Origin of the sequence: Bradyrhizobium sp. B097 (assembly GCF_038957035.1) — a bacterium.
GTDB lineage: Bacteria > Pseudomonadota > Alphaproteobacteria > Rhizobiales > Xanthobacteraceae > Bradyrhizobium.
Genome location: NZ_CP152412.1, coordinates 5,839,675 through 5,852,753, shown reverse-complemented (window position 1 = coordinate 5,852,753; position 13,079 = coordinate 5,839,675). Strand labels below are relative to the sequence as shown.

Annotated in this window: 10 protein-coding genes; 9 read left to right on the top strand and 1 reads right to left on the bottom strand. The window is 65.5% G+C overall.

What is annotated here, in order from left to right; all coding sequences use genetic code 11:
* The first annotated feature begins 42 nt into the window (after window positions 1-42).
* The 9 genes from AAFG07_RS27380 to AAFG07_RS27340 all read left to right on the top strand — a co-directional run bounded on the left by AAFG07_RS27380 (window position 43) and on the right by AAFG07_RS27340 (window position 12,386).
* On the top strand, window positions 43-1,068 hold the full coding sequence (locus AAFG07_RS27380; protein WP_342722929.1) for a sugar ABC transporter substrate-binding protein: 1,026 nt from the start codon (window positions 43-45) through the stop codon (window positions 1,066-1,068).
* Between the two features lie 104 nt (window positions 1,069-1,172).
* Window positions 1,173-3,305 (top strand): SMP-30/gluconolactonase/LRE family protein, encoded by a 2,133-nt coding sequence (locus tag AAFG07_RS27375; RefSeq protein WP_342722928.1) that lies wholly within the window; start codon window positions 1,173-1,175, stop codon window positions 3,303-3,305.
* The gene (locus AAFG07_RS27370; RefSeq protein WP_342722927.1) at window positions 3,305-4,426 is read left to right on the top strand and encodes a hypothetical protein; all 1,122 of its coding nucleotides are present in this window, start codon (window positions 3,305-3,307) and stop codon (window positions 4,424-4,426) included. The genes AAFG07_RS27375 and AAFG07_RS27370 overlap by 1 nt, the downstream gene beginning before the upstream one ends.
* Entirely contained in the window at window positions 4,423-5,961 is a 1,539-nt protein-coding gene (locus AAFG07_RS27365; protein ID WP_342722926.1) for a sugar ABC transporter ATP-binding protein, read from the top strand. Before AAFG07_RS27370 ends, AAFG07_RS27365 begins: the two co-directional genes overlap by 4 nt.
* A 560-nt stretch (window positions 5,962-6,521) precedes the next feature.
* On the top strand, window positions 6,522-8,837 hold the full coding sequence (locus tag AAFG07_RS27360; protein WP_342729257.1) for a bifunctional salicylyl-CoA 5-hydroxylase/oxidoreductase: 2,316 nt from the start codon (window positions 6,522-6,524) through the stop codon (window positions 8,835-8,837).
* Window positions 8,834-9,613, top strand: coding sequence for an SDR family NAD(P)-dependent oxidoreductase (locus tag AAFG07_RS27355; RefSeq protein WP_342722925.1), 780 nt, complete (start codon window positions 8,834-8,836; stop codon window positions 9,611-9,613). Before AAFG07_RS27360 ends, AAFG07_RS27355 begins: the two co-directional genes overlap by 4 nt.
* Before the next feature lie 11 nt (window positions 9,614-9,624).
* Window positions 9,625-10,464 carry an enoyl-CoA hydratase family protein gene (locus tag AAFG07_RS27350; protein ID WP_342722924.1) on the top strand — a complete coding sequence of 280 codons (840 nt, stop codon included), beginning with the start codon at window positions 9,625-9,627 and terminating at the stop codon, window positions 10,462-10,464.
* A gap of 1 nt (window position 10,465) precedes the next feature.
* The gene (locus AAFG07_RS27345; protein WP_342722923.1) at window positions 10,466-10,861 is read left to right on the top strand and encodes a RidA family protein; all 396 of its coding nucleotides are present in this window, start codon (window positions 10,466-10,468) and stop codon (window positions 10,859-10,861) included.
* A gap of 283 nt (window positions 10,862-11,144) precedes the next feature.
* A complete protein-coding gene (locus tag AAFG07_RS27340; RefSeq protein WP_342722922.1) occupies window positions 11,145-12,386 on the top strand; it encodes a flavin-dependent oxidoreductase in 1,242 nt (413 codons plus the stop codon).
* A gap of 191 nt (window positions 12,387-12,577) precedes the next feature.
* Here the strand turns inward: AAFG07_RS27340 and AAFG07_RS27335 are convergent, their stop codons facing one another.
* The gene (locus AAFG07_RS27335; RefSeq protein ID WP_342722921.1) at window positions 12,578-13,030 is read right to left on the bottom strand and encodes a cupin domain-containing protein; all 453 of its coding nucleotides are present in this window, start codon (window positions 13,028-13,030) and stop codon (window positions 12,578-12,580) included.
* Window positions 13,031-13,079 lie beyond the last annotated feature (49 nt).

The window sequence follows — 13,079 nt, the reverse complement described above, 5'->3', positions numbered from 1 at the left end:
ACAATTCCAAATCAATCAAAAGAATTTTGTGTGGAGGAGACGATGAAGACGACCAAGTTCTGGACGATCCTGCTCGCCGGGGTGACGCTCGCCGCGATGCCGTTCGCGGCATCGGCGCAGGAGGAAGGTACCAAGGCCGGGCGCGAGTTGCGCGCCGCCTACGACAAGTCGCTGCAGGGCAAGACCGTCGCCTATTTGCCGATCGCGCTCGGCGTGCCGCTGTCCGACGAATGGGGCCGCGTGGTGCAGGAAGAGGCCGAGTGGCGCGGCATGAAATACATCGTGCGCGATCCCAACAACAATCCATCCGCTATGCAGCAGGCGCTGACCGCGCTGGTCGACCAGAAGCCCGACGTCCTGATCGTGCAGAACCCGAGCGTGACGCTTTTGATGAAGGACCTGAAGCGCGCCGAAAGCCAGGGCACCCATGTGATCCAGGTCAACATGGCCTCCAACTACAAGTCCGGCGCCTTTGTCGGCGTCGACTGGCGCGAGATCGGCAGGATGCTCGCGAACGAAGCCGTCAAGGCCTGCGGCACCGGCTCCGGCAAATCGGGCAAGGTGCAGATCGTGCAGGGCGAATTGACCGCAGCCGCCAGCGTCGATCAGGTCGGCGCCATCATGGACGTGCTGAACAAGGATCCCAACATCAAGGTGGTGTCGAACCAGGCGGCGAACTGGGATGCCAACACCGCGCTCAACATCACCGCGACCGTGATCCAGCAGCATCCCGATCTCTGCGCCTCGATCGGCTTCTGGGGCATCATGGAGTCGGGCGCCGCGCAGGCGATCCGCAATGCCGGCAAGATCGACGATGTGAAGGTGTTCGCCTCGGGCGAGGGCTCGCAGCTCGATTGCGACCAGGTCACGTCAGGCAATTTCAGCAAGTTCCTCAGCTACAAGGCGACCGAGCAGGGCCACGATCTGATGTTCGCGGCCGAGACGCTGCTGATGTCCGGCGACAAGCCCGGCTCGAAAAACCTGTCCTACTACACGCGGCCGATCTGGATCGATAAGTCGAACGCCTCGCTCGGCGGCACCTGCTTCGCGCTACCCAAGAAAAACTAACAAGGCGCGAGACAGCCGGCGCGGGGGGCATTCCCGCGCCGGCTGTATCACGGGTCAGAATCCGGAAACATGAAACCGGATCAGGGAGTGCTTTGGCGATGTCGATGGCAGTTGATTCCTTTGCCGCATCGGTGCGGCGGTTTTCACCCCGGCTCCTGCTGTCGGAGCTGTTGCTGAAACAGTGGTTCGAGCCGGTCGTTCCCTTCACGGTGATGATCGGGCTGTGGGCGTATTTCGCGCTCACCATCCCCGACTACGCCTCGGTGCAGAACTCGGTGTCGCTGCTGCGGCTGTTCGCCGAATTCGGCTTCGTCGCGCTCGCGATGGGCTTCTGCCTCGTCACCGGCGGCATCGACCTTTCGGTCGGCGCGATCTTCGCGCTGTGCAATTTCGCAGCGCTCTACTTCCTGCTGGTGCGCGAATGGCCGGTCGGCCTCGCGGTGCCGGCGACGCTTCTGGTCGGCGCGCTGCTCGGCAGCATCAACGGTTTCCTGATCGGCTTCCTGAAGACGCGGCCGTTCCTGACCACGCTGGTGACGCTGATCATCCTGCGCGCCTCGGTCAATCTGCTCAACACCAGCTACGCCCAGGTGTTCGCGACCAATTCGGTCGAGAGCGACGCCTGGGATTTCATCGGCGGCGGCAGCGTACTCGGCATCCCCGTCAATGCCGCGACGCTGTTCGTGGTGCTGCTGATCTGCCACATCTTCCTGTCGCGCTCGCGCTATGGCTGGCATCTCACCGCGATCGGCGCCAGCCGCAAGGCGGCGCGCCATGCCGGCATCCGCGTTCGTCTGATGCTGTTCATGACTTATGTGCTGTCGGGCACGCTGTGCGCGGCGAGCGGTATCTTCTACGCGGCACGTCAGGCCTCGACGGATTCCACCACCGGTGTGGGGTGGGAATTCCAGGCGCTGACCGCCGTGGTGCTGGGCGGCGTGTCACTGGCCGGCGGCAAGGGCACAGTGTGGCGGGCGATGATCGGCGCGCTGATCATCTTCCTCTTGATCAACGGCCTCGTGCGCATGGGCATCCCGGGCTACGTGACGTCCGCCGTAACAGGCATGATCCTGCTCGCCGCCGTCGGCATCGACGTCAAATGGTCGAAGAACCGCGGCAAGGCGATCCAGAAGATCTATGTCAATCCGGCATTCGTGCCGCTCGCTTCGGCCCCGGCGGTGCAGCCGGGCGCGGCCTCGCCCTACGCGCAGAACGACCGGCTGATCAACGCGCAGGCGATCGGCGTCGACCAGGTCGAGGGTCCCGAGGACGTCATCCTCGACCGGCAGGGGCGGCTGTACGGCTCGACCCGCGACGGCAATGTGATCCGTTTCTCCGGGCCTGACTTCAAGACCCGCGAGGTGTTCGCCCATATCGGCGGCCGGCCGCTCGGCATGCAGTTCGATCGCGACGAGAATCTGATCGTCGCGGTCGCCGGCATGGGCGTCTACGGCATCGCGCCCGACGGCCGCATCTTCAAGGTCACCGACGAGACCAACCGCACCTGGTACAAGCTGAACGACGATTCCCGCCTGCGCATGGCCGACGATCTCGACATCGCGCCCGACGGCAGGATCTATTTCAGCGACTGCACCACGCGTTACGAGATGACCACCAACACCCTCGACATCCTCGAGGGCCGGCCGAACGGCCGCGTGGTCTGCTACGACCCGGCGACCAAGACCACGCGCACGGTGATCAACCACTTCTATTTCCCGAACGGGATCTGCGTCTCCCATGACGGCAAGTCGATCCTGATTGCGTCGACCTCGCTGTGCAAGGTGTTCCGCCACTGGATCGAGGGGCCGAACAAGGGCAAGACCGAGGTGCTGATGGACGAGTTGCCGGGCAACCCCGACAACATCAACCGGGCCTCCGACGGCACCTACTGGCTGGCGCTGGTCGGCATCCGCACGCCGACCTTCGACCTTGCCGCGCGAAAGCCCGGCTTCCGCCTGCGCATGGTCAAGCAGGTGCCGACCGACGAGTGGCTGGCGCCCGCGCTGAACCATGGCTGCGTGCTGAAGTTCAACGAGCAGGGCGAGGCGCTGGAGTCGTGGTGGGATCCGACCGGCATCTCGCACTCGACCTTGACCTCGATGCGCGAGCATCAGGGCTATCTCTATCTCGGCGGGCTCGAGAACAACCGGATCGGCCGCATCAAGCTCGACGGCGTCGACGACAGCTGGACCGGCTACGATGCCTATTGGGGTGCCAAAAGCAGGGTGGCGAAGTAATGGGATTTTTCGATCATCTGCTGCGCGACATCCGCAGCGTCATCGACCGTGACGGCGGCCAGAACGCGATCCCCCCGCTCGACGGCGCGATGAGCCCGAACGACCGGCTCGACACCGCTGTGCCGATCGGCGAGCCGGTGCCTGGCGTCGACGACGTCATCTCCGCCGGCGACGGCGCGATCTATGTCTCCGCCGGCCGCCAGGTGTTGAAGTTCAGCGGCAGTGATTTCGCGACCCGCACGGTTGTGGCCGAGTTCGAGGATGATGCCGGTGGGCTCGCGCTGCATCCGGACGGCCGCCTCCTGGTCTGCGTCGCGGGCAGGGGGCTTGCCGCGATCGATCCCGCCAAGCCCGCGCCGCGCTGGCTGGAAGCCGCCGGCGGCAACGCGCTCGCCGGGCTGTTGTCGGTCACGGCGGCGCCCGATGGCCGCATCTATGCCGTCGAAGGCAGCGCCGGCCGCCGCCCAGGCGAGTGGCGGCACGATTTGATGGAGAAGCGCGCCGGCGGCCGCCTGATCAGCTGCGGCGCCGGTCTCGACGATCCGCAGGTGCTGCTGCGCGATCTGCCATATCCCTATGGCGTGATGGTCTCGGCCGACGGCAACAGCCTGTGGCTCACCGAGAGCTGGGCGCATCGCCTCAGCCGGTTCGCGCTAGCTGGCACTGGTCTCGGCCCGCGCGAGAGCGTCGCCGCCAACATGCCGGGCTATCCAGCGCGGTTGCATCCGGACGGCCATGGTGGGGTGCTGCTCGGCGTGTTCGCGCGCCGCACCCATCTGATCGAGTTCGTGCTCAAGGAAGACGATTTCCGCGAGGAGATGATGGCGACGATGCCGCCCGATTACTGGGTCGCGCCTGCACTGGTCGGCGGCAGCGATTGCCTGGAGCCGATGCAGATCGGCAGCGTCAAGGCGCTCGGCATCCAGAAGCCATGGGCGCCGCCGCGCTCCTATGGCCTGCTGGTGCATCTCGATGCCGAGGGCGAGGCCAGTGACAGCCTGCACAGCCGCGCCGGCGGCCGCTTCCACGGCATCACCGCCGCTTGCGCGACGCCTTCCGGCATCGTGATCGCGGCGCGCGGCGCCGGGCGGTTGCTGCGCTACACGGGAGAGCTGCGATGAATGACGGCGTGATGCAGGCGGCGACCCCGACCCAGTCCGCACCCCGCGAGCCGGTGCTGCAGATCAGCAACGGCTCGAAGATCTACGGCGGTGTCCACGCCATCGAGGGGGTCAATTTCGATCTCTATCCCGGCGAGGTACATGCGCTGGTCGGCGAGAATGGCGCCGGCAAGTCGACGCTGTGCAAGGCGATCGCGGGCGCGATCAATCTCACTTCCGGCGACTACCTGCTGGACGGCAAGCCCGCCAATTTCGAGCAGCCGCGCGACGCGCTCGATGCCGGGATCTGCATGGTCTATCAGGAGACCAGCCTGGTGCCGACCATGACCGCCGCGCAGAACATCGAGCTCGGCAATGAGAAGCTGCTGACGCGCTTCCGCACGCTGAACATCCAGGCCCAGCAGCTGCTGCAGTCGCTCAATTTCCACGTCGATCCGGCGACGCCGGTGGCGCTGCTCGGCACCGCCAAGAAGCAGATGGTGGAGATCGCGCGCGCGATCTACAACAAAGCCCGCATCATCATCTTCGACGAGCCGACCGCATCGCTGACGCCGGAGGAGATCGTCCACTTCTTCCACCTGGTGCGCGACCTGCGCGCCCGCGGCGTCTCGATCATCTACATTTCGCATGCGCTGGAGGAATCGCTGCAGATCGCCGACCGCATCACCGTGCTGCGCGACGGCAAGCTGGTGATCACGGCGCCCGCCAAGCAGCTCACCCGCGATGCGCTGGTGCAGCACATGGTCGGGCGCGAGGTGGCGCAGGCGGTCTATGGCGGAAGAGAGAAGACCCATCAGCGCCGCGAGAAGGTGCTGACCGTCGAGAACGTCACCATGGGCATGGCGGTCAAGAACATGTCGTTCTCGGTCTATGCCGGCGAGGTGGTCGGCATCGCCGGCCTGATCGGCTCCGGCCGCACCGAGATCGCCAAGATCGTCTACGGCGCGTTGAAGCGCAACCTGGTCAATGGCGGCACCATCCGGCTGCGCGGCAAGCCGATCCGCTATCGCGTGCCGCGGCAGGCGATCAATGACGGCATCGCCTACATCACCGAGGACCGCAAGGCCAACGGCTTCTTCGAGACCATGGTGGTCGACGACAACGTCTATATCGGCAGCCTTGCCACAAAGAAGGGCTGGAGCTTCCTGCTGTCGCGCGCAAGGCGCAGCAAGCTCGCGAATTACTGGGTCGACCGGCTCAAGATCAGCGCCCTGCAGCGCAAGGCCAGGATCATCGAGCTGTCCGGCGGCAACCAGCAGAAGGTGGTGCTGGCCAAGACGCTGGTGCAGGAGCCGTCGATCATCTTCTTCGACGAGCCGACGCGCGGCGTCGACGTCGGTACCATCCCGCACATCCACGGCGAAATCCGCCGGCTCGCCGACGAGGGCAAGGCGGTGGTGGTGATCTCGTCCTATCTGCCAGAGATCCTCGCCGTCTCCGACCGCATCCTGGTCGCCCGCACCGGCCGCATCGTCGCCGAGTTCGACGCGGCGGACGCGACGCAGGACAAGATCCTGTACGCCGCGGTGCATTGAGGGCGCACGGCGCGGTCTCTCCACGTCGTCATTCCGGGGCTCGCGAAGCGAGAGCCCGGAATCCATTGCGCCGCGCATGATGCGGCTTATTGGATTCCGGGCTCAGCCCTTCGGGCTGCCCCGGAATGACGAGTAGATGGGAGCGTCCCGGCGCCGAATTGCCCGGCGGCCTCGGCGCCCTGTCGCGAAGAGACGAGAAGTGAAGCGCGCAGGCGCCATCGCGCCGCGCGTATGCAGACGCGTCGGCCACCGCTCGGGCAACAGACTCGGTGTCGTCCCTGCGAACGCAGGGACCCATAACCACCGATTGCTGTTGGTTTGCAGCGCTGAGGCCACAGTTCATTTCAACAACCAAGGCCTGGGATTATGGGTCCCTGCGTTCGCAGGGACGACGATTGTGGGTGGGGCGCCAACCACCCTTGACAATTATTTTAAGTATAAAATAATATGCCGTATCGGCTGGCGGGGAAACCGACCCTGGCCGAAGCCAGAGCATGATCCGGAAAAGTGGCACCCGGTTCTCCGACGCGATCATGCTCAAACGGAAAGGCGAGAACGCCATGCGCATCGTTTGCATTGGAGGCGGGCCGGCCGGGCTCTACTTCGGCATCCTGATGAAGATGCTTGATCCCGCGCACCGGATCTCCGTGGTCGAGCGCAACCGGCCCTATGACACGTTCGGCTTCGGCGTGGTGTTCTCCGATGCGACCATGGACAACATGCGCAAATGGGACCCGGTCACCGCCGATACGATCGAGCAGGCCTTCAACCACTGGGACGACATCGAGGTCCTGATCAAGGGCCGCCGGATGCGCACCACCGGCCACGGCTTCGTCGGCATCGGCCGCAAGCGGTTGCTCAACATCCTGCAGGCGCGGGCCGAGGAGCTCGGCGTCGAATTGATCTTCGAGCGCGAGGTCAATTCCGATCTCGAATTCCCCGACGCCGACCTGATCGTGGCGTGCGACGGGGTGAACTCGAAGGTCCGCGCCAAATACGCTGAGACCTTCCAGCCCGACATGCTGATGCGGCCGAACCGCTATATCTGGCTTGGGACGAACCGTCCGTTCGATGCCTTCACCTTCGACTTCCGCAAGACCGAGCATGGCTGGTTCCAGTCGCACATCTACAAGTTCGAGGAGGGCGCGGCGACCTTCATCGTCGAGACCACCGAGGAGGCCTATCTCGCCCACGGCCTCGACAAGATGGATCAGGGAGAATCCATCGCGTTCTGCGAGAACGTGTTCGCGGAAATCCTCGAGGGGCATCATCTGGTCTCCAACGCGCGGCATCTGCGCGGCTCGGCCTGGCTGTCGTTTCCGCGGCTGATCTGCGGCAAGTGGACCGCGTTCAACGGCAACAGCCATGTCGTACTGATGGGCGATGCCGCCCACACCGCGCATTTCGCGATCGGCTCGGGGACCAAGCTCGCGCTCGAAGATGCGATCGAGCTCACCAACCAGTTCAAGATCCACGGCGCGACCAAGGACAGCATTCCCGCCGTTCTGAAGGCTTACGAGGAGCTGCGCCGGGTCGACGTGGCGCGAATCCAGAATGCTGCGCGCAACGCGATGGAATGGTTCGAGGTGGTCGGCTCGCGCTATGCCGATACGCTCGAGCCGGAGCAGTTCATGTATTCGCTGCTGACCCGCTCGCAGCGCATCAGCCACGAGAATCTGCGGCTGCGCGACAAGACATGGCTCGAAGGCTATGAACGCTGGTTTGCCGAGCGCAGCGGGGTGCCGGCGACCAACGAGCGCGTCACGCCGCCGATGCTTACGCCGTTCCAGATCCGCGGCCTGTCGCTGCATAACCGGATCATTGTTTCGCCGATGGCGATGTACTCGGCGGAGGAGGGCGTGCCGAACGACTTCCATCTGGTGCATTTCGGCTCTCGTGCGCTCGGCGGCGCCGGGCTGTTGTTCACCGAGATGACCTGCGTCTCGCCGGAGGCGCGGATCACGCCCGGCTGCTGCGGTCTGTGGAATGACGAACAGGCTGTGGCCTACAAGCGGATCGTCGAGTTCGTGCATCGCAATTCGCAAGCCAGGATCGGCATCCAGCTCGGCCATGCCGGCCGCAAGGGCTCGACGCGCGTCGCCTGGGAAGGCATGGACGAACCGCTGTCGGATCATAACTGGCCGCTGGTGTCGGCCTCGTCAGTGCCTTATCTGCCCGACGGCCAGATCCCGGAGCCGATGAGCCGCGCCGAGATGGACGAGGTGCGCGACCAGTTCGTTGCCGCCGCCAGGCGCGCCGCTAGCGCCGGCTTCGATATTCTGGAGCTGCACTGCGCCCACGGCTATCTGCTGTCGAGCTTCCTGTCGCCGCTGACCAACCGCCGCACCGACGCCTATGGCGGATCGATCGAGAACCGCGCGCGTTATCCGCTGGAGGTGTTCCGCGCCATCCGCGCGGTGTGGCCGGAGGACAAGCCGATGTCGGTCCGCCTGTCCTGTCACGACTGGGCCGAGGGCGGCAACACGCCCGAGGATGCGCTCGCCTTTGCAAAACTGTTCAAGGAAGCCGGTGCCGACCTGATCGATTGCTCTTCGGGGCAGGTCTGGGCCGACGATCATCCAATCTATGGCCGGCTTTACCAGACGCCGTTCGCCGACAAGATCCGCAACGAGGTCGGCATCGCCACGATCGCGGTCGGCGCGATCTCGGAGGCGGACCACGCCAATTCGATCATCGCCGCCGGCCGCGCCGATCTCTGTGCCATCGCGCGGCCGCATCTCGCCGACCCGGCCTGGACGCTGCATGAGGCTGCGAAGATCGGCGTCAAGCAGGTCGCCTGGCCGAAGCAGTATCTGTCGGGCAAGTCGCAATACGAGGCCAATCTCGAACGCGCAGCCGCGGGAGTGAAGGCATGACAGGGTTCTGGCCCAACGCCCATGCGCTCGTCACGGGTGCCGGTTCCGGCATCGGCGCGGCGACGGCGATCGCGCTCGCAAACGCCGGCGTGCGCGTCAGCATCGCCGGACGGCGGATCGATGCGTTGAAGGCGACGGCTTCGTTGCTCGGGGCGCGCGCTGGCGCTGTTGTCGCGATCGACGTGACCGATGAAGCGGCGGTGACCAAGGGTATCGCGCAGATCGAGGCCGAGGCCGGCCCGATCGACATCCTTGTCAACAATGCCGGGAGGGCTGCGAGCGCGCCGTTCGACAAGACGAGCGTGGCGCTGTGGGCGGACATGCTGGCAAGCAATCTCTCCAGCGTGTTCCTGGTGACGCATGCGGTGCTGCCTGCCATGGCGCAGCGCGGCCGCGGGCGCGTGATCAACGTGGCCTCGACCGCCGGCCTCACCGGCTATGCCTATGTCTCGGCCTATGTCGCCGCCAAGCACGGCGTCGTCGGCCTGACGCGCTCGCTGGCGCTGGAGTACGCGCGGCGCGGCGTCACCGTGAATGCGGTTTGCCCCGGCTACACCGATACGCCGCTGGTGGCGGATGCGGCCGCCAACATCGTCGCCAAGACCGGTCGCAGCGAGCAGGAGGCGCGGGCTTCGCTCGCCAAGGTCAATCCGATGCAGCGGCTGGTCACGCCGGAGGAGGTCGCCGACAGCATCCTCTGGCTCGCGTCCGAGGGCGCATCGTCAATCAATGGACAAGCCGTGGCGGTCGCCGGCGGCGAAGTCTTTACCGGGTGAAGGAACACATCATGTCCGAGATGAAAGCAAAGCTGCGTCCGTTCAGGGATTATCCTGCAAAGCACTTCCGCTGGCAGGCGGATGCGAGCGGGCGCGTCGCGACGATCACGCTGAACCGGCCGGACAAGAAGAACCCGCTGACCTTCGAGTCCTACGAGGAGCTGCGCGATCTCTTCACCAACCTGAAATATGCTTCTGACGTTCGCACCATCGTGCTGACCGGCGCCGAGGGCAATTTCTGCTCCGGCGGTGACGTGTTCGAGATCATCGAGCCGCTGACGCGGATGGCGATGCCGGACCTGCTCGCCTTCACCCGGATGACCGGTGAGGTGGTGCGCGCGATGCGCAAATGCCCGCAGATCATCGTGGCCGCGATCGACGGCATCTGCGCCGGGGCCGGCGCGATGCTGGCGCTGGCGTCCGACCTGCGGCTGGCGACGCCGCAGGCCAAGACCGCATTCCTGTTCACCCGCGTCGGCCTCGCCGGCGCCGATATGGGGGCGTGCGGATTGTTGCCGCGCGTGATCGGGCAGGGCCGTGCCGCCGATCTGCTCTACACCGGCCGCGCGATGAGTGCCGACGAAGGCTTTGCGTGGGGCTTTCACAACCGCCTGGTGCCGCCGGCCGAGCTCGCCGCCACCGCGCAGGACCTCGCGCGTTCGCTTGCGGATGGACCGTGGTTCGCACATGGCGTGACGAAAACGATGTTCAACCAGGAATGGGCGATGGGCGTCGACGAGATGATCGAGTCCGAGGCGCAGGCGCAGGCGATCTGCATGGTGACCGGCGATTTCCGCCGCGCCTTCGAGGCCTTCGCCGCCAAGCAGAAACCCGCCTTCGAGGGCAATTGAGATGATCGAGATCCTGCAACCGGAAGGGTGGGCGAAGCCGATCGGTTACGCCAACGGCGTGGCCGCACGAGGCAAGCAGATATTCATTGCCGGCCAGATCGGCTGGAACGGGCAATGCGTGTTCGAGAGCGACGATCTCGTGGCGCAGATCGGCCAGACCCTGCGCAACATCGTCGCGGTGGCCGCCGCCGGCGGGGCCGGTCCCGAGCACATCGTGTCGATGACCTGGTTCTTGCTCGATCGCAAGGAATATTCCGCGCGGCTGAAGGAGATCGGCGCCGTCTATCGCGACGTGATCGGCCGGCGCTTTCCGGCGATGACCGCGATCCAGGTTGCGGGCCTGATCGAGGACCGCGCCAAGGTGGAAATCCAGGCGATCGCCGTGGTGCCGGATTGACGGGAGCGCGCTCCTGCCAGTTCCGTCATCCTGAGGTGCGAGCGGAGCGAGCCTCGAAGGATGCACGGCCCGGCCGTTGGCCGTCGACCCTTCGAGGCTCGCTGCGCTCGCGCCTCAGGGTGACGGGGATAGATTGGAGTCCGCTGAGCCAATGTTAAGCCTAAGCTCAATCATCGCAGGCCGGTCCAAGTCCTGGGCGACAAAGCCGCTTGCGGCCGGACAAAGGGCCGTGCGACCCTAGGCGAAAGCGTAAAACGTCCTGTTGTGAGTGGAGTAAGGGACGATGAAGGCGATTATCGTCGGAGGCGGAATCGGAGGCCTCACCACTGCGCTGATGCTGCGCTCGCGCGGCATCAGTTGCGAGCTGTACGAGCAGTCGGAGACGATCCGCGAGCTCGGCGTCGGCATTAACACGTTGCCGCATGCGATCCGCGAGCTGGCGGGGCTTGGCCTGCTTGACAAGCTCGACGAGGTCGCGATCCGCACCTTTGAGCTGTTCTATCTGACGCGGCACGGCCAGCAGGTTTGGCACGAGAAGCGCGGGCTTGATGCCGGCCACGACGTGCCGCAATTCTCCGTTCATCGTGGCCGCCTGCAAAGCGTGATCCATCAGGCCGTCATCGACCGGCTTGGCGCGGATGCGATCCGCACCGGTTGCCGGCTCGGCTCCTTCACACAGGACGAGGGCGGTGTGTCCGCCTACTTCTTCGATCGCAGCGGCAGCCATGTGCACACTGCGCGCGGCGACATCCTGATCGGCGCCGACGGCATCCACTCCAAGGTACGGCAGACGCTGTTTCCGGATGAGGGCGGGCCCTGCTGGAACGGGCTGATGCTGTGGCGCGGCGCCACCGATTGGCCGGCCTTTCTGACCGGACGTTCGATGATCATCGCCGGCGGGCTCAACGCTAAGGCCGTGATCTATCCGATCGCGCCGGGATCGAGCCCGGCAAGCCGGCTCACCAATTGGGCGGTGCTGGTGCGGATCGGCGACGGCTCTTCGCCGCCGCCGCGGCGCGAGGGCTGGTCCAATCTCGGCCGGCGCGACGAGATGATGCCCTATGTCACTGGTTTCACGATCCCGCAGGTCGACTTCGCCGGCCTGATCAACGCGACGCCGGAGTTCTGGGAGTATCCGTGCTGCGACCGCGATCCGCTGCCCTATTGGTCGAGCGGCCGCGTCACGCTGCTCGGCGACGCCGCGCACCCAATGTATCCGGTCGGCTCGAACGGCGCATCGCAGGCCATTCTCGATGCGCGCTGCCTCGCCGACATGCTGGCGCGGTCGGAGCATCCGCGACAGGCGCTGGCGGCTTATGAGCGGCAGCGGCTGCCGATGACCGCCGACATCGTCGCCTCCAACCGCCGCGGCGGGCCGGAGGGCGTGATCGACGCCGTCGAGCAGCTCGCGCCGCAGGGCTTTACCGACGTCGACACCATCCTCAACTACGAGGCGCGCGAGGCGATCGTGCGCGGCTATGCCGCGAAGGCCGGCTTTGCCGCGCGCGTGGTGGCGCGGCAGTAGGGAAGTCGGACGGAGACCGCACGAGTCCCGAGGCTACAGCCCCTCGTGATGACGAGGCGCGCAACACCCGATCCGTCACCCTGAGGAGCCGCGAAGCGGCGTCTCGAAGGGTCGACGGCCACCAGCCGGGCCGTGCATCCTTCGAGACGCGCTACGCGCTCCTCAGGATGACGGGATTGAGGCCTGCGCGTTTAAGCCGGAGGCGGCGGGAGGAAGTGGATGTTGTGCTCGGCGGCGAGCCGCACCACGTCGTCCGGGTTCTGTTCCTTCATGTTGTGGATCGCCCAGAACAGGTCGTACAGCCTGCGGGTCGGCGACACCCAGAACAGCGTCTTGGCCGGCTGCTGCGACTTGTTGAAGATGCCGTGCGGCTTGCCGGCCGGCAGGCGTACCAGATCGCCGGGTGTTGCCGCTTCATCGGCGCCGTCGAGCATGAAGTCGAGCTTGCCCTCGAGGATGTAGAGGTACTCGTCCTGGTCGGGATGGATGTGCGGCGGGACGAAGGTGCCCGGCGGGAAGGTGGCGTGCCAGGAGAAGGAATGCTCGGTGCGGCTCTTCGGCACATAGGTCTGGCCGAGGATGCTCCAGGAAATGCCCTGAATGCCCTCATTGGCGCGGGTGATGCCGGCGATCTCGTCTTTCATGTTTGTACTTCCTCCATGGTTCCATTTTGCGCGTTTTCTTCGCGCGAAC

Coding starts and splice junctions, on each gene's coding strand:
- AAFG07_RS27375 (WP_342722928.1), top strand. CDS start 1,173: ATGGCAGTTGATTCCTTTGCCGCATCGGTGCGGCGGTTTTCACCCCGG.
- AAFG07_RS27370 (WP_342722927.1), top strand. CDS start 3,305: ATGGGATTTTTCGATCATCTGCTGCGCGACATCCGCAGCGTCATCGAC.
- AAFG07_RS27380 (WP_342722929.1), top strand. CDS start 43: ATGAAGACGACCAAGTTCTGGACGATCCTGCTCGCCGGGGTGACGCTC.
- AAFG07_RS27350 (WP_342722924.1), top strand. CDS start 9,625: ATGTCCGAGATGAAAGCAAAGCTGCGTCCGTTCAGGGATTATCCTGCA.
- AAFG07_RS27360 (WP_342729257.1), top strand. CDS start 6,522: ATGCGCATCGTTTGCATTGGAGGCGGGCCGGCCGGGCTCTACTTCGGC.
- AAFG07_RS27335 (WP_342722921.1), bottom strand. CDS start 13,030: ATGAAAGACGAGATCGCCGGCATCACCCGCGCCAATGAGGGCATTCAG.
- AAFG07_RS27365 (WP_342722926.1), top strand. CDS start 4,423: ATGAATGACGGCGTGATGCAGGCGGCGACCCCGACCCAGTCCGCACCC.
- AAFG07_RS27340 (WP_342722922.1), top strand. CDS start 11,145: ATGAAGGCGATTATCGTCGGAGGCGGAATCGGAGGCCTCACCACTGCG.
- AAFG07_RS27355 (WP_342722925.1), top strand. CDS start 8,834: ATGACAGGGTTCTGGCCCAACGCCCATGCGCTCGTCACGGGTGCCGGT.
- AAFG07_RS27345 (WP_342722923.1), top strand. CDS start 10,466: ATGATCGAGATCCTGCAACCGGAAGGGTGGGCGAAGCCGATCGGTTAC.